The 20,379-nt window shown below is 39.6% G+C and carries 17 protein-coding genes and 1 tRNA gene; 6 read left to right on the top strand and 12 right to left on the bottom strand.

Going from position 1 to position 20,379, the window contains the following annotated elements; all coding sequences use genetic code 11:
• Positions 1 to 5: 5 nt before the first annotated feature.
• The 3 genes from CKW03_RS17540 to nirB are packed head-to-tail and all read right to left on the bottom strand — an operon-like array spanning position 6 to position 3,333.
• Positions 6 to 395 carry a hypothetical protein gene (locus CKW03_RS17540; RefSeq protein WP_236736527.1) on the bottom strand — a complete coding sequence of 130 codons (390 nt, stop codon included), beginning with the start codon at positions 393 to 395 and terminating at the stop codon, positions 6 to 8.
• Between the two features lie 36 nt (positions 396 to 431).
• On the bottom strand, positions 432 to 779 hold the full coding sequence (nirD, locus tag CKW03_RS17535; protein WP_223857586.1) for a nitrite reductase small subunit NirD: 348 nt from the start codon (positions 777 to 779) through the stop codon (positions 432 to 434).
• Positions 780 to 813: 34 nt separating this feature from the next.
• Positions 814 to 3,333 carry a nitrite reductase large subunit NirB gene (gene nirB / locus CKW03_RS17530; protein WP_093099099.1) on the bottom strand — a complete coding sequence of 840 codons (2,520 nt, stop codon included), beginning with the start codon at positions 3,331 to 3,333 and terminating at the stop codon, positions 814 to 816.
• A gap of 149 nt (positions 3,334 to 3,482) precedes the next feature.
• Here nirB and cobA point away from each other — a divergent pair, with 149 nt between their 5' ends.
• Complete coding sequence (cobA, locus tag CKW03_RS17525) at positions 3,483 to 4,244, top strand: uroporphyrinogen-III C-methyltransferase (protein ID WP_093099097.1); 762 nt, start codon at positions 3,483 to 3,485, stop codon at positions 4,242 to 4,244.
• Positions 4,245 to 4,362: 118 nt separating this feature from the next.
• On the opposite strand, the gene CKW03_RS17520 is transcribed toward cobA, so the two are convergent.
• Positions 4,363 to 5,532, bottom strand: coding sequence for an IS4 family transposase (locus CKW03_RS17520; protein WP_095067908.1), 1,170 nt, complete (start codon positions 5,530 to 5,532; stop codon positions 4,363 to 4,365).
• A gap of 110 nt (positions 5,533 to 5,642) precedes the next feature.
• On the opposite strand from CKW03_RS17520, the gene CKW03_RS17515 reads away from it, so the two are divergent.
• Positions 5,643 to 6,527 carry an alpha/beta hydrolase gene (locus CKW03_RS17515; RefSeq protein WP_214606707.1) on the top strand — a complete coding sequence of 295 codons (885 nt, stop codon included), beginning with the start codon at positions 5,643 to 5,645 and terminating at the stop codon, positions 6,525 to 6,527.
• Between the two features lie 40 nt (positions 6,528 to 6,567).
• On the top strand, positions 6,568 to 7,782 hold the full coding sequence (locus CKW03_RS17510; protein WP_093101681.1) for an esterase: 1,215 nt from the start codon (positions 6,568 to 6,570) through the stop codon (positions 7,780 to 7,782).
• Positions 7,783 to 7,976: 194 nt separating this feature from the next.
• Here the strand turns inward: CKW03_RS17510 and CKW03_RS17505 are convergent, their stop codons facing one another.
• A complete protein-coding gene (locus CKW03_RS17505) occupies positions 7,977 to 9,146 on the bottom strand; it encodes an IS4 family transposase (protein WP_095067906.1) in 1,170 nt (389 codons plus the stop codon).
• A 213-nt stretch (positions 9,147 to 9,359) separates the two neighbouring features.
• Here CKW03_RS17505 and CKW03_RS17500 point away from each other — a divergent pair, with 213 nt between their 5' ends.
• On the top strand, positions 9,360 to 9,977 hold the full coding sequence (locus CKW03_RS17500) for a PKD-like domain-containing protein (RefSeq protein ID WP_093101118.1): 618 nt from the start codon (positions 9,360 to 9,362) through the stop codon (positions 9,975 to 9,977).
• Between the two features lie 137 nt (positions 9,978 to 10,114).
• On the opposite strand, the gene CKW03_RS17495 is transcribed toward CKW03_RS17500, so the two are convergent.
• Positions 10,115 to 11,122, bottom strand: a complete 1,008-nt coding sequence (locus CKW03_RS17495) for a site-specific integrase (protein ID WP_236736575.1) — start codon at positions 11,120 to 11,122, stop codon at positions 10,115 to 10,117.
• 457 nt (positions 11,123 to 11,579) lie between these two features.
• Positions 11,580 to 11,654 (bottom strand) — tRNA-Glu (locus CKW03_RS17490).
• A 114-nt stretch (positions 11,655 to 11,768) separates the two neighbouring features.
• Here CKW03_RS17490 and CKW03_RS17485 point away from each other — a divergent pair.
• Positions 11,769 to 14,255 carry a family 20 glycosylhydrolase gene (locus tag CKW03_RS17485; protein WP_093101116.1) on the top strand — a complete coding sequence of 829 codons (2,487 nt, stop codon included), beginning with the start codon at positions 11,769 to 11,771 and terminating at the stop codon, positions 14,253 to 14,255.
• Between the two features lie 68 nt (positions 14,256 to 14,323).
• On the opposite strand, the gene CKW03_RS17480 is transcribed toward CKW03_RS17485, so the two are convergent.
• Positions 14,324 to 15,091, bottom strand: a complete 768-nt coding sequence (locus CKW03_RS17480) for a class I SAM-dependent methyltransferase (protein ID WP_093101115.1) — start codon at positions 15,089 to 15,091, stop codon at positions 14,324 to 14,326.
• Between the two features lie 88 nt (positions 15,092 to 15,179).
• Here CKW03_RS17480 and CKW03_RS17475 point away from each other — a divergent pair, with 88 nt between their 5' ends.
• Complete coding sequence (locus CKW03_RS17475; protein WP_093101113.1) at positions 15,180 to 16,052, top strand: LysR family transcriptional regulator; 873 nt, start codon at positions 15,180 to 15,182, stop codon at positions 16,050 to 16,052.
• Positions 16,053 to 16,102: 50 nt separating this feature from the next.
• Here CKW03_RS17475 and CKW03_RS17470 read toward each other — a convergent pair whose 3' ends face one another.
• The 4 genes from CKW03_RS17470 to CKW03_RS17455 form a co-directional block, all read right to left on the bottom strand.
• On the bottom strand, positions 16,103 to 16,822 hold the full coding sequence (locus CKW03_RS17470) for a hypothetical protein (RefSeq protein WP_139185534.1): 720 nt from the start codon (positions 16,820 to 16,822) through the stop codon (positions 16,103 to 16,105).
• A 142-nt stretch (positions 16,823 to 16,964) separates the two neighbouring features.
• A complete protein-coding gene (ribH, locus tag CKW03_RS17465; RefSeq protein ID WP_093101110.1) occupies positions 16,965 to 17,453 on the bottom strand; it encodes a 6,7-dimethyl-8-ribityllumazine synthase in 489 nt (162 codons plus the stop codon).
• 155 nt (positions 17,454 to 17,608) lie between these two features.
• Positions 17,609 to 18,286, bottom strand: a complete 678-nt coding sequence (locus CKW03_RS17460) for a tetratricopeptide repeat protein (protein ID WP_093101109.1) — start codon at positions 18,284 to 18,286, stop codon at positions 17,609 to 17,611.
• A gap of 82 nt (positions 18,287 to 18,368) precedes the next feature.
• A complete protein-coding gene (locus CKW03_RS17455) occupies positions 18,369 to 20,294 on the bottom strand; it encodes a polysaccharide biosynthesis protein (RefSeq protein ID WP_093101107.1) in 1,926 nt (641 codons plus the stop codon).
• Positions 20,295 to 20,379: the final 85 nt, after the last annotated feature.

The following is a 20,379-nucleotide window of genomic DNA, read 5'->3' as shown; positions in this document are numbered from 1 at the left end:
TCTTGTTATAGTTTACAGCCCAAGCCAGCTCCTAAAGTCCATTTGCCATTGTCGGCATTTGTCTTGGGTATATAGAATGCTGGTAGCTGTAGCGCCAGATGCTTAAAAATCGTTAATGTAGCACCAAAGCCTAAAGTGGGGGTAAACGTAGCATTCTTTACGACGGAGGCATCTTCTTTAATTTTGATAGACGGTAAGAATCCTAACGTGAGATTCCATTTCTGTGTAGTATATTTCACGGCAGGTCCGGTACAATTAATGTATGCGCCGTTGTCCGCATAACCCGCTACAATAATACCGTCAAAAGCTTGTGCGCTAATTTTTTTATGCTGCGCATGTACAGCTGCTGTCAGCATGATAGATGCCATCGTACAAAAGGTGCGGTTTGTCTTCATGTTTGCAAAGGATTATTTGTTGATCGCCATCTTATATTAGTTCTGTAATGCAATATATACGAACCCGTCTTCCACTTTTACCGGATAGGTCTTGATGGCGCATTCATCGCCAGAGAGACATTCGCCGGTGTCCAGTGCGAATGTTTTCTTGTGAAAAGGGCAGGCAATCTTGGGTTTATCTCCTAATGATCCAATCATACCGCGACTAAGGATCATTTGTTTTTTATGAGGGCATTCGTTCTGTGTGGCGTACCATTCATTACGGCGCTTGAAATAGAACAGAGCAACCTGCTGATCCTCTAGTTTTAAACAGATACCTCCATTCTCAATGGTGTCTTCTACGCGACAAGCTAATTTCCATGAAGTGGTTGTTAACATTTCCATAATGATATTGTGTTAAAGTTTCGTATTTATTTGATTAATATGTTATTGGGGCATTCCAGTCGGCCGCTTTCTTTTGCCCGCGCATTTCTTCGAATTTCACTGTTTCATCTTTCTCGGAAGGAGCATTCACAAAATGAACAAACCGCTTGCGTATATCAGGGTTGTTAACCGCAACCTTCCATTCACATTGATAGGCGTCTACTAATGCCTGCATCTCTTTTTCCCAAGTTTCCGCCATTCCAAGACTGTCTTCCACCACAACATTCCGGAGGTAATCGACGCCGCCTTCCATTTTATTCAGCCAAGTGGCCGTACGTGTTAATGGATCGGCAGTGTGTATATAAAACATAAGGAACCGGTCTAGATAGCGTATACAAGTTTCACTATCGATGTCACTCACCAAGAGATGCGCATGTTGAGGTTTGCTGCCGCCGTTTCCGCATACATACAAATTCCAGCCCTTTTCCGTGGCAATGATTCCAAAATCCTTACTCTGCGCTTCGGCACATTCCCGGATACAACCGCTGACGGCGGATTTCAATTTGTGGGGAGATCGGATCCCACGATACCGTTCTTCGATCTGAATAGCAAAGGATACACTATCGTGAAGACCAAAACGACACCACGTACTTCCTACACAGCTTTTTACCGTGCGTAAAGCTTTTCCGTAGGCATGTCCACTTTCAAAACCAGCTGCAATTAACTCTTCCCATATAAAAGGAAGGTCATTGAGGTGCGCGCCAAACATGTCGATGCGTTGTCCGCCCGTGATTTTGGTATAAAGCCCATATTTCTTAGCGACTTCGCCGATAACGATCAGTTTTTCGGGTTGGATTTCTCCTCCCGGTACGCGTGGTACAACAGAATAGGTTCCACCTCGTTGTATATTGGCCAAAAAGCGGTCATTGCTATCTTGGGCCACATCATTTCCCTTTCCCAGTATCATTTCGTTCCAAAGGCTGGCTAATAGCGAAGAAACTAGGGGTTTACAGACTTCACAACCGTGCCCTGTTCCAAGATTGTCCAGTACACTGTCGTAGGTTCTTAGATCATGAATCTTGATGAGATCAAATAGCTCTTGTCGACTAAAATTGAAATGTTCACATAAGGTATTGCGAATATATTTACCCTGTTTCTTCATGGTATATGCTACCAGGTCTTTGACCATAGGGACACAGCCACCACAACCAGAACCGGCTTTCGTGCATTTCTTGATATCATCGGCATTCTCACATCCTTGCTGACTTACCGCATTACATATTTGAGCCTTTGTAATGCCTTCGCAGCTACAAATCAACGCCGTGTCGGGCAAGGCTTCCAGTCCTGTGCCGGCGGGTTTACTTTCATTTTGTTCTCCTAAAAGGAGCGTTTCGGGGTGTTCCGGTAGCGGCATATTGTTGTTTACAGTCTGTAATAACATATTGTAACTCGCTGCTTCACCCACCAAAATACCACCTAATAGCCTTTTACCATCCGGACTGATATTGAGCCGTTTGTAAATACCTTTATTCTTGTCTTCCAGAAGAATGGTCCGAGCATGAGGCTCCGTGATAAATGGATCTCCAAAACTAGCCACATCGACGCCCATTAATTTTAGCTTTGTGCTCATGTCGAAACCAGAAAAAAACTTTTGTTCGCCAGAAATGGTAGTTGCGGCGACCTCTGCCATTTCGTATCCAGGAGCTACCAAGCCATATATCATATCGTTATAAAGGGCGCATTCACCGATAGCGAAGGTGTGAGGGTCGGACGTGCGCATGCTCTCATCGACGACGATTCCTCCGCGAGGTCCAATAGCCAGTCCCGCAGCTTTTGCTAACTCATCACGAGGTTTGATGCCTGCCGATATGATCAAGATATCGCTGTCCAATTGCGTGCCATCAGCGAATGCAAGCCCTGTTATTTTATTTTTGCCTAGTATTTGGGTTGTGGATTTTTGCAGAAAGCAGGTCAATCCTAGTGCCTGTAGCTTGTTTTGTAATAGACTGCTAGCCATGTCGTCAATTTGTCTGGGCATTAGTCGTGGAGCAAATTCCACAACAGCTGTTTCTTTTATCCCGAGATCTACGAGTGCTTTTGCTGCTTCCAGACCTAACAATCCACCGCCAATGACCGTACCTTTATTTGCGGCCGAGGCATATGCTTTAATTTGGTCAAGGTCTTCGATCGTGCGATATAAAAATACCCCTTCTTTGTCGACACCGGGAATTGGGGGGACGAAAGCAGCCGATCCGGTAGCTAGGATGAGGTAATCGTAATCTATCTGGATATTCTTTTTGGAATGGATGCGTTTTTTTTCAATATCAATGTCTACAATAGGGTCATGGAGATATAAATCAATATTATTTTCTTCGTACCACTCGTTTTTTGACAAAAATAAATCATTTAATGTCTTATTTCCGAAATAATCAGTGAGATGTACACGATCATAAGCCCTAATTGGTTCCTCGCCGAACACTATTAGCTTAAAATTGCTGCCTTTTGTTGTTAATTTTTCGCAAAACTTATGACTAACCATTCCGTTTCCGATTACTACGACTGTTTTTACGTTCATTTTTCAAATATTTAGAGGTAAAAAATGATTTTTCGTTATTTATTTTGCTAATTTATGTTTTTGATATCAGTAAATGAAATATTTTCATGATATATATCATATTATTTTATATTTTTGATTGATTTGTGGTAAATTTTAATGATTTTTATATGGTAAATCGGTTAAAATCTCTAAAAATAGTCGGCTCTGGTCCGGGTGATCCGGAATTATTGACGATAAAAGCGTATAAAAGCATAAAAAACGCCGAGGTAATACTGTATGATAACCTAATTAATGAAGAAATACTCCATATTGCTTCGGAAAAATGTCTAAAAATATACGTGGGAAAGCATCCGTACGGAAAATACATGCCACAGGAAGATATAAATACATTAATAGCTTATTATTGTGGACGTTTTTCCAATGTGGTAAGGTTGAAAGGAGGCGATCCGTACATATTTGGTAGAGGATTCGAAGAATGGTTTGTTGCAAAGGAGTTGGAGATCGAGGTAGAATATATTCCAGGGATCAGCAGCATGCAAGGTGTAGGATTGAGTGATATACCGCTGACACATCGTGGTGTTAGTGAAGGCGTATGGGTCTTGACAGGTATGAAAAGAAATGGTGATATCGCGACTGATCTTTCGTTAGCGGTTCGCTGTAATTCTACAGTTGTTATATATATGGGTATGCGTAAATTGGCAGAAATCGCACGGATCTATCTGATGAATGGTGAGGGAGATCGCCCGGCAGCGATCATTCAGCGGGCTTCCAGGGCAGATGAAAAGAAAGTGCTATGTAAGGTTAAAGACCTGGTGAAGGCGAGTCAGCAAGCAGGGATGTCTCAACCTGCTATTATTGTTATCGGAGAAGTTGTTGAGCTACAATACACCCTATCATCCTTGTTGCGGCAGAAGCAAAACATTATATAATCATTCTAATGGTTATCACATCTGTCCTAAATAAATTTTTGAGCGTATAAAATTTACCTTCTTCTATTAATTAGGAAAGCTTTTGTTAAAAAATCAAATTATATCCTACCTATGGTTTTTAGAAAAGTTTATATTGTCCTATTTTATCAGGAGGTTTACCTGAAAAGAATGGATCATTAGCCCATTTCCAAAGATCAATTTTAACAAATATATTTAAACGAATAAAGTTCACCAGATTGGATAAGTTCCATTGATATTTAGCTTTCTTCTGGATGTATTTAAAAAGTAGTATTCCTATTAATGCAGTCCAAATTTGTATGTAGACGGCGTTTTCTGATGTTCCTACAAAACTGGTGACTTTCAGACGCTGTTTTAGATGTTTGAAGAAAGTTTCAATCTCCCATCTTTCCTTATATAAGGCCGCTACTGTTGATGCTTTCCAAGTAAAATTGTTTGTTAAGAACTCATATTCAGCATTATTTATGCTGTCCCAAAAACGAACTAGACGCATCTTCTTTCCTTGATAGTGTTTCTTAGCATCCCCATCAAGCTCAATGAGCTGATCCATAATGATGTTATTTTCCTTGAGGGCTTCACTTTGAAATGATCGAACCACTGTATATTTCATGTTGCTTTTACTGCGTGTGACAAAAAAGCACGGGTTGCTGTCCAAAACATTCATCCAAGCATAATCAACGTAGCCTCTATCCACAACAACCACACATCCCTTAGGAAATGAGATGGTCTTGGCTATCTTGGATTCATGTTGTTTGCCATCGGTGATATGTACAAAGCTCGGCATACAGCCATCATAATCAAGTATAGTATGGAGTTTAACAGCTCCCTTAGCACTGCGGAATTTAGCCCAGTCGAATACACTTAAGCATAAAGGAATAATAGTTGCATCCATGAGAAATACTTTCCGCTTAAGTCTATTAAGCTCAGCTCGTCTAGGAGAATTTCTATTCCACAAATGTTCCAAAAGTTTGTAATAAAGGTCTCGGAATAGGCGGTGATCGCGATGTTTGTTGATGTAGGATAAATTGGACTTGCTGGGTGTCCTAGAGATGCCCATGTGGATCATGTTACCTGTAGTACTACGCAGACCATTAGAAATATCACGAACGGAATCCGCAGATGAAAGATGGCAGAAAAGCATACTAACAAAGTGTGACCAACTGTTGATTCCTTTATGATGCTTGTCGCATTGGTATTTCTGAACCAATTTATTAAAAATGTCACGGTCTACTAGACCTAAAATCTGAGAAAATACGTTTATATTTACCATGGCGGTAGTATTATTTTAGCGAATTAAATATAGCAATCCCTGCTATATTAAACCACCGCCATTTTTTCCTTATTTAGGACGCGTCTGAATGAAAATAAAACATGAATAAAATGCGTATAGAGAACCTTTTAATTACTTTATTTGCCGTCTTTTCCTTGCTAGCGGCAAATGCACAATCTTCCCGCCCACCCCAAAGCAAGGTAATCACGGATAGTATCTATAGTGAGGTACTAAAAGCCAACCGAGCATATACGATTTATCTGCCAAAGAGTTATGAGATCGATAAAGCAAAGAAATATCCTATCCTTTACCTGTTGCATGGGATGACGGGAGTTAATACCAGCTGGTTCGAAGACCAGCGTTGCAAGGATGTAATGGATCAGCTGGTCTCCTCAGGTGAAGCTTGTGAGATGATTATTGTTTCACCCAATGCCGGAGGTAACATCTATGCTGGTGTCTGGAACGGATACTTCAATATGCCCGGATGGGCATATGAAGATTTTTTCTACAAAGAATTTCTTCCTTATATAGAGCAGACTTATCGAATAAAAAATGACAAACAGCATCGGGCAATTTCCGGATTGTCAATGGGCGGTGGTGGAGCAGTTTCCTATGCTCAAAGACACAGCGATATGTTTTGTGCCGTATATGCTATGAGTGCCTTAGTGTCTATTCCTGAGCAAGGAGCCGTAGCACCACAGCAAACTGATGACAAGGTGGCCCTATTAACTCAATCGGTCATAGAAAACAGTTGCGTAAAATATGTAGAAAAAGCTGATGACCTTCACAAGAAACAACTTCGGGAAATTGCATGGTTTGTCGATTGCGGTGACGATGACTTCCTGCTCGACCGTAACATCGAATTCACACAAGCTATGCGTCGGGCAAACATCCCGTTTGAATTTCGGGTCCGTGATGGTGGCCACACTTCCGAATACTGGCATTCTGCTCTGTACAGCTGTTTACCATTCGTAACACGTTGTTTTGGCAAATAATATCACTTAATATTTTTTTAATCAACAAATAAGAACAACAATGAAAAGATTATCAATTCTATTCGCCTTGCTTGCACTATTTATTACATCTTTCGCACAGCAGGCTCTGTGGGGAGGCCCGCAAGTAGTATCTCCCGAAATTCATGGGAACAACACCGTAACTTTCCGCATTAGAGCTCCAAAAGCAACTAAAGTGGAAATCACAGGTGACTTTCTGCCTACCCAAAAGAAGGACACACCATATGGCAAATTTGATGTTCCCGGAGTAGCGGAACTGAAAAAAAATAACGAGGGTATATGGGAATATACCACGTCCGATCCGCTGAACTCCGAACTTTATAGCTATAATTTCATCGTTGACAGCATACGTATGAATGACCCCAGTAACATCATGATGAAACGCGATGTGGCTTCAATAACCAACTATTTCATCATCAAAGGTGAAAAAGGCAATTTATATAGTACAAATACTATTCCTCATGGGACGGTAGCGCGAAGATGGTACAGTAGTCCAACATTGAAGGAGGAACGCCGCATAACAATTTACACTCCGCCGGGCTACGAAAACGGTAATCAATCTTACCCTGTATTATATTTGCTTCACGGCTCCGGCGGTGATGAAGAAGCGTGGATAGCACTTGGACGCGCGGCGCAGATACTCGATAATCTCATTGCACAGGGAAAAGCTAAACCAATGATTGTTGTTATGCCAAATGGCCATACGCAAAACACAGCATCACCTGAAGAAACAAACAGAGCATACACCCCTGCTATGGGTGGTGGTCCGAGAGAGGCTGTAGCAAGTATGGAAAATAGTTTTGGAGACATCCTGAAATTTGTAGAAGCCAATTACAGGGTTAAAGCAGGTAAAGCAAATCGTGCGGTAGCAGGTTTGTCAATGGGTGGAATGCACTCTTCAGCGATCTCCGCCCAATATGCCAATACGTTTGACTTCATCGGTATATTTTCGGCTCCTCCTCTGGCATCAATGATGACAATCGGTAATCCGAACGCAGCAGATGTACAGAAAGCTACGGATGAATTTGTAAAGAAATTAGAAGTACAGAAAAAGAACGGCTATAAATTATATTGGATCGCATGCGGAAATACAGACTTCCTGTACAAAGGTGTTATGGACAGTATGAAGAAAATGGACGAAATAGGTTTTAAATATACATACAGAGAAAGCGGAGGCGGCCACACATGGGACAACTGGAGGATCTATCTGTCCGAGTTTGCACCAATGCTCTTCTAAATTATGTCCGAAAGGAACTATCGTTAGTGTACGGCATTTTCGAGAAAACTCGAAAATGCCCCTTTCGGGTATTTACGACTTAATAAGTACACTCACAGCTGTCCTAAATAAATTTAGGTTGTAAAAAAATCTGCCTTCTTCTATGAATCAGGAAAGCTTTTCGTGAAAAATCAAATTATATCCTCAATATTTCTTTAGAAGAGTTTATACTGTCCAATTTTATCAGGTGGTTTGCCTGAAAAGAATGGATCATTTGCCCATTTCCAAAGATCAATTTTCACAAATATATTTAAGCGAATAAAGTTCACCAGATTGGATAAGTTCCATTCATATTTAGCTTTCTTCTGGATGTATTTAAAGAGTAGTATTCCTATTAATGCCGTCCAAATTTGGATGTAGACAGCGTTTTCTGATGTTCCTACAAAACTGGTTACTTTCAAACGCTGTTTTAGATGTTTGAAGAACGTTTCAATCTCCCATCTTTCTTTATATAATGACGCCACTGTCGATGCCTTCCAGTCGAAATTGTTTGTTAAGAACTCATATTCAGTATTATTGATGCTGTCCCAAAAACGAACTAGACGCATCTTCTTTCCTTGATAGTGTTTCTTAGCATCCCCATCAAGCTCAATGAGCTGATCCATAATGATGTTATTTTCCTTGAGGGCTTCACTTTGAAATGATCGAACCACTGTATATTTCATGTTGCTTTTACTGCGTGTGACAAAAAAGCACGGGTTGCTGTCCAAAACATTCATCCAAGCATAATCAACGTAGCCTCTATCCACAACAACCACACATCCCTTAGGAAATGAGATGGTCTTGGCTATCTTAGATTCATGTTGTTTGCCATCGGTGATATGTACAAAGCTCGGCACACAGCCATCATAATCAAGTATAGTATGGAGTTTAACAGCTCCCTTAGCACTGCGGAATTTAGCCCAGTCGAATACACTTAAGCATAAAGGAATAATAGTTGCATCCATGAGAAATACTTTCCGCTTAAGTCTATTAAGCTCAGCTCGTCTAGGAGAATTTCTATTCCACAAATGTTCCAAAAGTTTGTAATAAAGGTCTCGGAATAGGCGATGATCGCGATGTTTGTTGATGTAGGATAAATTGGACTTGCTGGGTGTCCGAGAGATGCCCATGTGGCTCATGTTACCTGTAGTACTACGCAGACCATTAGAAATATCACGAACGGAATCCGCAGATGAAAGATGGCAGAAAAGCATACTAACAAAGTGTGTCCAACTGTTGATTCCTTTATGATGTTTGTCGCATTGGTACTTTTGAACTAATTTATTAAAAATGTCACGGTCTACTAGACCTAATATCTGAGAAAATACGTTTATATTTACCATGGCGGTTGTATGATTTTAGCGAATTAAATATAGCAATCCCTGCTATATTAAACCACCGCCATTTTTTTCTTATTTAGGACGCTTCTGAATGGTTATATGTAAATTTTTCACTGATAGAAATCTTTGGATAAATTTTAACAGAAATGTGTAAACTTATTTTAGGACTAGTCAATAATTACTTCGACTTCCGACAAGACCGGGGGCTACAGCTATGTGAATGGAAAGAGTAATGAGCTGGGCTACAGAAGGATCAATTTTAACGCTGCATTATTGGCCGTACCGAGTATTATCACTGGACCTGCTACAATTTCATGTACCACTGCCCAGACCTATTCGATCCCTGCGATTGCCGGAGCATCCTATCAATGGATCGTTCCTACCGGTATTCAGATCGTGAGTGGCCAAGGTGCCAGAAGTGCTGCTTTAAAGGAGTACCAAGGAGGAACTTCAACAAAAAGACCCATAACCTTAAGGGTAACCCAAGGAAACTGTGTAAAGAACTTTGTGTTGAACGTAAATTCGTCATTCCCTGAAGTTGCAACGGGTATCGATGTGGTAGATGCAATCCCTAGTCAATTATGTACAAGAAAAAGGTACATGCTAGAAGCAAATTTTACGAACACGACTGGTATTACTTCCTATGATTGGGTTTTGCCAGCCGGATGGAGAGGTCCCAACAACACAAATGCATTCACTACCACTTCATTTATTACCAATATTACCACCTCCAGTTCCCCAGTTTCAGGCACAATTCAGGTCAGGGCAAGGAATTCATGTGGTTTAGGTGAACCTTTCCAATTAAACGTGACCTCGATCCGATGCACTGACTGATGCAATTTGAAATATAATGATTGATTTATATCAAAAAAAATACTTAACCTAAATTAATAAACAGCATTCTCCGATTTGAACCTTGCTTCCGCATAGGTCAATTGTAGCATGTGCTATTCGTTAATGATTTTATCATTTTATTTCGATCCATATAATTTAACCTCTAAATTTTCCATGTCCTTACTTACCCTATTATCCAAGAGTTTTGCATAGTGTTGGGTAGTCCGGATATCGAGGTATCCCAGCATTTTTGAAACGGTTTCAATCGGAACTCCGTTTGACAGGGTGACAGTAGTGGCAAATGTATGCCTAGCAATATGAAAGGTCAGTTCTTTCGTTATTCCACATAGATCTGCAATCTCTTTCAGATAGCTATTCATCTTCTGGTTGCTCAGTACAGGCAACATTGGACCATTTGATTCACAAGGAGGATAATCTCGATATGATTCTAAGATTTCAAGTGCCTTTGGAAGTATCGGAATGGAAGAAATCGTATTGGTCTTTTGCCTTCTGATCTTTATCCAAAATCTATTATCGATACCCACCTCAATATTATCCTTGCACAATTTTGTCACATCTGCATAAGAAAGCCCGGTGTAACAGCAGAACACAAAAATATCCCTGACATGTTGTAGTCTTGAAATTTCGAGCTTTTTATCCTCAATTCTTAACAGTTCCCCCCTGGTTAGATAGGATTTCTCCTTAGGTTTAGCATTTGACTTATAAAACCTAAAAGGATTGGTGGCAATCCACCCATGAGCTAAAGAAAGATTAACGATCTTTCTGAGATGCTTAATATATTTGGCAGCGGAAATATCAGAGCATAGTTTTTCAGATCTAAGATAGTATTCATAACCTACTATGAAGGAATGGTCAATTCTATGGAGTTCAATATCTGCAGCTGAAAATTCCTTTGCAATATAATTTTCTAAATGCGAATAGGTCGTTTTATAACCTTTTAAGGTATTTTCCCGGAAGCCATTGCCCAGCAATGATTCCATTTTATGGTTATGATCTTTCAGAACCAACAATAATGTCTTTTGATTATCTGCCCTCCCAGTAATTTTAGATTTCAACAGTTCAATAGTTGGGGCGTCTCCCATTTTCAGGGTTTCAAGGTGGATGGCTGCAACCTTAAGATTCAAAGTTTCCAGATAGCTGTTTAAAGTCTTGACCTCCTCGGTATTTCCTTTTGATCGATTTGCTTTGGAGTTCCATCGACTGGGGTCACAATTCTTCCCTGTGGATATTTCACAGACCGATCCATTGATCGTAATTCATGTAAATGGGCTTAGTTCCACTGACATAATTCTTTGGTTTCTTCAAGTAGAAGAGCAAGGAATAATTTGTACTCATGATTTAACGTTTAAAATTTGTAACAAAATTAGCCTTGCAGCAAAAACACATCAAGATGTTCGACTGTAGAAAATGTTGTAAATCAGTTACTTGAATTCGTTTCAGTGAGTACTTTAATCGAATTTAATGACTCACCGAATGACTCACTAAAAGTTTGCGAATTTCTGAATATTTTGACCTGCCGTAAAAACAAAAAAGCCTGCAAACGTTAAATTTGCAAGCTTTTGTATGTTTTGATCTTCGATCTGGTAGCCCGTAGGGGAATCGAACCCCTGTTTCAAGAATGAAAATCTTGCGTCCTAACCCCTAGACGAACGGGCCGTTTTGTTTTCCGGTGTGCAAATATAGAATTTACTTTTATTAACACAAAATATTTTTCATAAAAATTGCTGATTCCCTTTTAAGGTGCTATTTTTAAGCTGTAAACTACATCATATGAAACTAATTAAAGCCCTAAGTCTCTGCGGAGTTCTTCTGTTGGCAGGTCAAGCACATGCCCAAAAGAATAATCTGGAAGTAAAATGGGATTTCAATGAAAATTATAACCCCAATGATAATTTAGCCCTGAAGATCATTGTAAAAAACAACGACATGCAGAATTTGAACCTTAAAGGATACAACCTTTGGTTCAATTCCATGTATCCCATTGAAGAGAAAAGTGTGGATGGTTATTCAATACACAACCGCAACGGAAACTTATATTCCATCGATTTCACAGATCAATCCCTCATCAAGGGGAATGATTCCTTGGTGATCGATTATAAATCGCCCTATCCGATCACCCATACCTCCCTGACTCCAAATGGATTCTACCTTCAAAACCGAAATAATCCAAAAGAAATCATCAATATCGGACATCCCCAGGTGATTCCATTGCATCTCAGTTCCGAAGAACAGAACAAATTTCTAAACGAACTCTTTGAAAAGAATGCATCTCGGATCTCTTCGGGTCAGCAATTAATACTTCCTACCCCTGCCCATATCAAAGTAGGGAAGGGGAATTATAAGTTCAATTCAGATGTCAGCTATTATGTGCATGAGCATTTCAACTTTGCCCTAAAGCCTTTCCAAGAGCTAGCTCAGCAATTGAGCCAATTCAATTTTGTCAATGGCGATGAAGCCAATGCCAATATCAGGATACTCTATAAAAAAGGGATGGCTAATGAGGAGTACAACCTAAAGATCGACAACAAAGGCATTACCATTGAAGCAAGCGAAGCTGCTGGTGCATTCTATGCCTTGCAGTCCATCAAGTCCCTGCTTACAGCGGAGCAATTGAAAGGAAAGGCAGATGTAAGCCTTCCATACTTAGAAGTCAATGATAAGCCAAGGTTTGAATATCGCGGTTTCATGATGGATATAGCCCGTAATTTTAAAGGTGTCGAAACTATCGAAAAATACATCGATGTATTGGCGCAATTGAAGGTAAACAAACTCCACTTGCACTTCATTGACGATGAGGGCTGGCGTTTAGAAATCCCTTCCTTACCAGAATTGACAGAAATTGGTTCCCAAAGATCTCCTTTCTATCAGGATGGAGCGAGCATTCAACCTGCCTATGGTTCAGGAACGAATGTGACTGAAGGGCATTTCTTGACCAAAGCTCAATTTCAAGACCTCTTGAAATATGCTTCGGCAAACTATATCAGCATTATTCCTGAAATCGAAACCCCTGGCCATGCCCGTGCTGCCATAAAATCGATGGAAGCGAGGTACAACAGGTTGATGAAAGCCGGAAAAACCCAAGAAGCGGAGGAATTTTTACTTTATGAAGCCGAGGACAAATCAGAATACAGCTCAGCTCAATACTGGGATGATAATGTCATGAACCCGGCATTGCCTTCCGTTTACCGCTTTTTAGGCGTTGTGTTGGATGATATCAAGAAGATGTATGACGAGGTAGGCTTAAAGTTAGATGTGGTTTCCTTGGGCGGAGACGAGGTCCCCGCAGGTTCTTGGGAGAAATCTCCGGCGATCCAAGCATTGATGCAAAAAGAAGGTTTCAAATCGGTTTATGAAGTTTGGCCTTATTATGTAAAGAAGATCTATGAAATCTGTGCCTCCAAGGGTTTGACCATGGCCGGATGGGAAGAATTCGGAATGGTTAATAAAGGGTCTGGAATGGTAGTCAATGAAGATTTGGCGCATCTCAACATGCATCTCGATGTATGGAATAATGTAATCGGCGGAGGTCATGAAGACCTGGTCTATAAATTGGCCAATGCAGGATACAAGACCATCTTCATCAGTGCTGCAAACCTCTACTTGGATATGGTTTGGGATCGCGACTTCAGTGAACCCGGATTAAAATGGGCTGCTATTTCCGATCTTTATCATTCCTTCTCGCTATTACCCGAAAACTTTTTCTCCAATATGGAAATTACAGAGCCGGGCAAGAAATTGGAACCGAAATACCTGGCATCCAAAGTTCGTTTGACCGAAAAAGGAAAATCTAATCTATTAGGCATTAAAGCCGCTCTTTGGGCAGAAACCGTATTGACCCCAGAACGTATGGACTATATGTTGTTCCCAAGGTTGTATGCCTTGTCTGAGCGTGCTTGGGCGCCTAAAAGAGCTTGGGAAGAAGATTCAAAGTTTGATAAAAATGCCTTTGCTCAAAGCTACTCCGAATTTGTCAATAAAGTAGGTAAAAAGGAACTTCCAAAACTTGAACTGATTGCCGATGGTTTCAATTATAGATTGCCGTCTGTAGGCGTTATCCAAAAAGGAAACAAACTACAAGCAAATATAGAATATCCTGGCTTTACTATCTTTTATACCACCGATGGGACAGAACCCAAAGTGGGATCGCAAAGATTCCCTAAAGAAGGTATAAACATCAAAAAAGGAGATAAAGTCAATTTAGCCGTGGTAGACGATAAAGGTAGAGTAGGAAGGGTATCAACCTACATAGCCCAATAAAACACCTCCCAATAAGCAGAACATCCAAGGCTATGATTCCCATAACCTTGGAAGTTCCCTTTTCTTATCTAAAAAAGCCTTTCCACTGTCTCACATCTCAAATCACACATCTCATATCTATCCCCTTTAAACCCCAAAAAAGAAGCAAAGCATAAATGCTTATGCAATATATCCACTTTTTTGAAGCCTACTTTCTCCAATAAGTGCAGTTGATAAAGCAAAGGTCTAGGCGAATCCTCTTTTTCTATATAACTAAATACATGTTCTTGATAGTCTTTGTCCTTCAATCCCACTAAAAACTCGCCATAGCGATCAGTAAACATGAACTTTTGGATCTCAGGACTATTTTGCTCCACCATATCAAAGATCCAGATGCTTCCACCTTCATTTAGCAATCCATATAATTTCTTGAAGGCGTTTTCCCAATCTTGATCGTCCCGTAAATGATGCACAACCATAGTGGCGATGACTACATCATATTTCCCTTCAGGTAAATCTACAGACCTAAAATCTCCCTTAAATACTTGAACATCGCCTTCCGTTAATTCTTGAACCCTTTGTTTTGCCCTATCCAACATCGGTTGACTTAAGTCTACTAAATCCACATTCACCTTGTTGTTGCTTTTCATTAAGGTCTTGATGGCGTAGTTGCCTGCACCACAGCCGATGTCCAATATATTTTTCAGATTTGGATAGATATCCCGGATACCGTCAGTAATCAATTCCATGTTCAATACCGCATCGATGGTATTTGCCTGACTGGTTTCCAAATTGGCAAAGCGCTCCACATCGGCGTCAAAGCGCTGTTCTATTTCTTCTAATGTTGATTTTTCCATAATCTATTTTTTCTATATCCAAATTTATTGGATTCAGTTATACCTAAAAAATACTATTTTTATCATGGTATAATACTTATTAGGTATCATGGAACTACGACATCTGCTCTATTTCAAGACCCTTGCAGAGGAACTTCATTTTGGCAATGCAGCCAAAAAGCTCTTTATTTCACAGCCACCGCTGAGCAGACAGATCAAAGAACTCGAGAATGAACTGCAGGTCGATCTCTTTCACAGGAACAATAAAAAGGTTGAACTTACCGAAGCAGGGCAATATTTCTATTCCCAAATCAATGAACTGATCGATCACTTGGAACAAGTTAAAAATACGACCCGATTGATACATGAACAGGTCTCAGGCGAACTGCGTTTAGGCTATATCAGTTCGACACCAAAAGGACTTATCGCAAGAATCTTAGAAGACCTGAAACATAGTTTTCCAAATCTGCAGGTCAATCTTATAGAAGCATCTAGCCAATCTCAAATAAAAGCTTTGGAAAATGGAAGGTTAGATCTTGCCATTATTCGAAGCAGCATCCCCAATCCAATTATTGTCAAGAAGCTGCTTTTCAAAGATGAATTATGTTTAGTAGGGCATAAGGATAGTTTCGGTCAACAATCCATGGATCAAATCAGTAAAATGGATTATATCTCTTTCAATCAAGACTATGCGCCAGAATATTCAAGGCTTAGCGAAGAGTTTTGCAATACAATAGGCTTTGAACCCAAAATAAAACATCAATGCAATAATATGAATGCTATCCTTGAACTGGTGAGATTGAAGGTAGGCTATGCCATTGCGCCATTAAGTATGGTGAAGGATATCCCAGATTTCTCAATAATTAGTTCATCCGGTTTGAAGAAGAAGTTGGATAGTAACGTGTATTTAGCCTTTCATCAAGATAATTCCAGAACTGGTTTGATCCAGATCATGGAAAGGATCATGAAGATTCAAAAATAAAGGCCATTCAAAATATTGAATGGCCTTTTTATTTCTTAAGGATTTTAGACTTAGAATGCTTTAAACTTCTCTGGTTCCATTTCGGTAAAGGAAGCTACCTTTTGATAGGTAATGCTATCCGAAGATCCCTTAAAGGTTGTCGGCAGGATCAGACCATTACCGATATCCTTATAGCCATTTACCAAATAGCTCTTGTTATCAATATCCAAGCGTTTCACCAAACCAGACTCCTCGCTTACATAGAAACTACCCGAATTACCTAAGAAATTCGAAAAGTCCAACTTCTGTAGCTTCTCCGCATTGATGATCTTGCTACTGGTCTGCGAACTGATATTGGAAGCCATAATGGTGATCGGTAAGGAAAGTACCTTCAAGTCAATATTGTATTGCGCGATCAAATCAGGCAGTAATTCTTTAAAGGTTTGCAGGGCCATTTCAGCTCCATTTTCATCATAAACATGATTTAATTTTTGGTTCTGAACATTTAACAGAGCAACTACGTTCTCATTGTTCAAAGTACCTTCAAAACGAACATTTCCTGTTTGTTTATCCAATAAGAATTTTCTGTTTCCGCTGATTGAAGGGTATTTGCTATTCCCAGATACGGTAAACATGATATATTTTGTGGTTTCCCATTTGTTTTTACCACCTACTGCATTCCAGATTTTATCTACAATGCCATTGGACTGCGCCAAGAGGATTGCTGGAGAAATAGTGATGGCAGCAAATATTAAATAGATATAGAAAACTATATTCTTCTTTTGTTTCATAATACTGAATTTTGTGATAATATGAGAGGAATTCACTACGTGCATAAAGCTGCAACCCCAGAATCAAATTGGGAATGATTGGGTTGCTTTGTCCGTATGTGTATTTTGTTTCATAACCTCCTAGATATCAAAAACAATACCATTAATGGTTTTTATGGATTAGGCCCATTTGGATTGCCGTTATGGCAGCTTCTTCACCTTTATTTCCGTGCTTGCCACCAGCTCTATCCAAAGCCTGTTCTTGGTTGTCTGTAGTTAATACGCCAAAAATTACCGGTTTATTATATTTGATCCCCACTTGTGCAATACCATTTGCTACGGCATCACAAATAAAGTCAAAATGTCTCGTTTCACCTTGGATAACACAACCTAGGGTAATTACCGCATCCAATTCTTTATTTCGCAAAGCAATGTCACTTCCTGAAATCAATTCATAGCTTCCAGGTACCTCAATTAGCTCAATATTCTCTTCCTTCGCGCCATTCTCTAATAACCCTTTGTATGCGCCATTCAATAAAGCTCCAGTGATTTGAGCATTCCATTGAGATACAACAATTGCAAATTTTAGATGCTCAGCATTGCCCACCTGTAAATGGGAAAAATCAGATAGATTTTTTAAAGTACTCGACATAGATATAAATTAAAATAAAAAGGCTACCATAGGTAGCCCTCAAAGTTAATTAAAATATTTTTGGTATTCGGCCAATGCTTATTGACCTCCTGGTATTAATTCCTTTAATTAATAGTACTCCAGTCTAAATACTAAATACTTAGTACTTAATACTATTACTGTTGTTTTGCTTGAACGCGAGCGATAAAGCTATCTACTGTTGTAGATTCTGCGCTTTCAGGATACTCATCTCTGATTTTTTGGTAAGAAGCCTCAGCGTTTTTGTAATCCTGTAGTTCCTCGTATACCAAACCTAATTTCTTTAAGAAAATTGGAGTTGTATATGCATTAGCACTTTTTTCAGCTGCTTTTTTGTAATAGTTGGCAGCCTTGTCATAGATTTTCTCTTCTGAATAAGCATCACCTAAAAGACCGATCACCAATGGATCCAATACTTGACTACCAGTCTCCGTATATTGCTCTAGGTATTTGATCGCTTCTTTAAAGTTCTTCTGACGTAAGTATAGACCACCTAAGTATGCATTCGCTACGTTTGCAGATTTAGTGTTAGAATATTCGTCAGCAATTTCTTTGAAACCTGGGAATGAACCGTCGCCATCGATTGCCTTTTTCTGAAGCGAATCAATAGTAGCGTAATATTCCGCTTGGTACATTTGGTTAGCAGCTTTCTCTGCTCTTGGTGCTAAATATAATTTTTGGTATCCAAAATATAGAAGGATCAATACGACGATACCTGCTACAATAAAGATGATACTCTTTTCATTTTCTTGGAAAAATGATTTCTTCGGCCCTGATTTTACCGCTGAAGAACCGTTTTGTTTATTTTGTGACATTCTTAGTTTTAATAGATTACGGAACGCAAAAATACACTTTTAAAGAATACTTGCAATAATTTAGGAAAAATATTTAAAGGCATTAGGGGTTCACGTTGACCATTGTTTCCTTATCCAATTGTTCGTAAATGGAATTCTGGCTTTTGAATTCGGGAACCATGACTTTCATTTGCCTTACAATATTTAGGTTGTTGTTGCTGTCCAATTGTTTGGAAAGCATGTGTATTTCATTTTTTACTAACTCAAAGTCGTTCTCACGGACCTTTGCAATCATGATTTTTTCATGATGGGTAGGCATCGTGTTTTCAAGATCGTTCAATAGCTCCTCATAGAGCTTTTCACCCGGCCTTAACCCCGTGAATTTAATGTCTATATCCTTGAAAGGGGTTAAGCCTGATAAACGGATCATCTTTTTGGCCAAATCGACAATCTTTACCGATTTTCCCATGTCAAAAACAAAGATCTCACCGCCATTACCCATATTTCCTGCTTCAATTACCAATTGACAAGCCTCAGGAATGGTCATGAAATACCTGGTGATATCAGGATGGGTCACCGTTACTGGTCCACCTTTCTCTATTTGGTCCTTGAATCTTGGAATCACTGAACCGTTCGATCCCAGAACATTTCCAAAACGTGTCGTGATAAACCTAGTCCCTTTAATGCCATTCACCGAGGTCAGGAAGTTGTTCAGGGATTGGACATATTTTTCAGCAATCCTTTTGGTGGCACCCATCACATTCGTTGGGTTAACCGCCTTGTCTGTTGAAACAAAAACAAATTTCTGGACATCAAACTCTACTGCCAGATTGGACAATAAGTAGGTTCCAAAAACATTTGTTTTCACACCTTCACTGGGATGGTTTTCCATCATAGGGACATGTTTATAGGCCGCAGCATGATAAACGTAATGCGGTTTAAAAGTCTCGAAGAGCAAACGCATACGTTCCTCGCTTCGGATATCAGCAATATAGGTATGGTAAATTTGGTTCTTGAACTGATCTTGAAGGTCCAATTGCAGATTGTGCAAAGGAGATTCCGCCTGATCACAAAGAATGATCATCTGCGGTTCATACTTGCCCAACTGCTTTGAGATTTCACTTCCTATAGATCCAGCTGCACCAGTAACCAAAACACGCTTACCACGTAATTGATCCATCAGCTTCTCGTTGGAAATCTGGATCGGAGCGCGCTCTAGCAGGTCCTCGATTTTGATCTGTTTGATCTGCGCCGGAGATAGATCACCATTGATAATCCTATTTACCGGAGGTAGGGTCAATACCGTAATATTATGCTCCAATGCTTGATCGATGATATTGTTCTTGATGTCAATATCAATATTGGAAGAAGCAATGATCAATTCATCCACACCGAATTTATCAACCGCCCTGGTAAAATCCTTCGATCCATAGATCTTCAGTCCATCAATGGACTTGCCAATTTTTTCATCATTATCGTCTATATAGGCTACAATGGTCTTTTCAGAACGAAAGTCATGTTCAAAGGTTCTCTTCACAGCTATCCCTAAATCACCGGCACCATATACGATGGCATTCTTTCGGCCATTCCTAGTGGATTTGGTGTATTGAAAGAAGATCTTGATACAGGTACGATAGGTTGTAAGGCCTGTAAATGCAAACAAAGCATAGATGATAATCAGGTTTGTGGGGATTTTGATATGTATTTGTAACGCAATGAAGATCAACTTCGCCAAAAACATGATGATCGACGTGAAGACAATCGTCGATAGAATTCGGATAGAATCTACCGCCGATGTATACCTTACGATACCACTATATAACTTAAATACCAAGAAGGAAATGGCAGTTAAAGTCATGCAAAATAAGAACTCAATTGAGAAATCAGTTTTTGAGAAAGAATCGACGTTGAAGTTGTTGTATAGGGTAAATGCAAGTAGAAAGGCACAAGCTGAAACGGCTATGTCAAACATAAAAATAATCCATCTCGGAACTATCTTGATGTGATTCAACGGCTTAATTATTTTCATCGTAACGGGTTAGTTTGTAAACTTAAGATTATTAAAGTTTATTATTTTAATTTTAACCAAATATAATCGTTTAAGCTTTATTTGT

This window comes from Sphingobacterium mizutaii (assembly GCF_900187125.1).
Taxonomy (GTDB): domain Bacteria; phylum Bacteroidota; class Bacteroidia; order Sphingobacteriales; family Sphingobacteriaceae; genus Sphingobacterium; species Sphingobacterium mizutaii.
The sequence above is the reverse complement of the archived record's forward strand: the minus strand, read 5'-3'. Positions and strand labels throughout refer to the sequence as shown.

What these genes read in the sequence shown, in the direction of transcription:
- CKW03_RS17540 (WP_236736527.1), bottom strand. Translation starts at nt 395, where the DNA reads ATGAAGACAAACCGCACCTTTTGTACGATGGCATCTATCATGCTGACA.
- nirD (WP_223857586.1), bottom strand. Translation starts at nt 779, where the DNA reads ATGGAAATGTTAACAACCACTTCATGGAAATTAGCTTGTCGCGTAGAA.
- nirB (WP_093099099.1), bottom strand. Translation starts at nt 3,333, where the DNA reads ATGAACGTAAAAACAGTCGTAGTAATCGGAAACGGAATGGTTAGTCAT.
- cobA (WP_093099097.1), top strand. Translation starts at nt 3,483, where the DNA reads ATGGTAAATCGGTTAAAATCTCTAAAAATAGTCGGCTCTGGTCCGGGT.
- CKW03_RS17520 (WP_095067908.1), bottom strand. Translation starts at nt 5,532, where the DNA reads ATGGTAAATATAAACGTATTTTCTCAGATTTTAGGTCTAGTAGACCGT.
- CKW03_RS17515 (WP_214606707.1), top strand. Translation starts at nt 5,643, where the DNA reads ATGCGTATAGAGAACCTTTTAATTACTTTATTTGCCGTCTTTTCCTTG.
- CKW03_RS17510 (WP_093101681.1), top strand. Translation starts at nt 6,568, where the DNA reads ATGAAAAGATTATCAATTCTATTCGCCTTGCTTGCACTATTTATTACA.
- CKW03_RS17505 (WP_095067906.1), bottom strand. Translation starts at nt 9,146, where the DNA reads ATGGTAAATATAAACGTATTTTCTCAGATATTAGGTCTAGTAGACCGT.
- CKW03_RS17485 (WP_093101116.1), top strand. Translation starts at nt 11,769, where the DNA reads ATGAAACTAATTAAAGCCCTAAGTCTCTGCGGAGTTCTTCTGTTGGCA.
- CKW03_RS17480 (WP_093101115.1), bottom strand. Translation starts at nt 15,091, where the DNA reads ATGGAAAAATCAACATTAGAAGAAATAGAACAGCGCTTTGACGCCGAT.
- CKW03_RS17475 (WP_093101113.1), top strand. Translation starts at nt 15,180, where the DNA reads ATGGAACTACGACATCTGCTCTATTTCAAGACCCTTGCAGAGGAACTT.
- CKW03_RS17470 (WP_139185534.1), bottom strand. Translation starts at nt 16,822, where the DNA reads ATGAAACAAAAGAAGAATATAGTTTTCTATATCTATTTAATATTTGCT.
- ribH (WP_093101110.1), bottom strand. Translation starts at nt 17,453, where the DNA reads ATGTCGAGTACTTTAAAAAATCTATCTGATTTTTCCCATTTACAGGTG.
- CKW03_RS17460 (WP_093101109.1), bottom strand. Translation starts at nt 18,286, where the DNA reads ATGTCACAAAATAAACAAAACGGTTCTTCAGCGGTAAAATCAGGGCCG.
- CKW03_RS17455 (WP_093101107.1), bottom strand. Translation starts at nt 20,294, where the DNA reads ATGAAAATAATTAAGCCGTTGAATCACATCAAGATAGTTCCGAGATGG.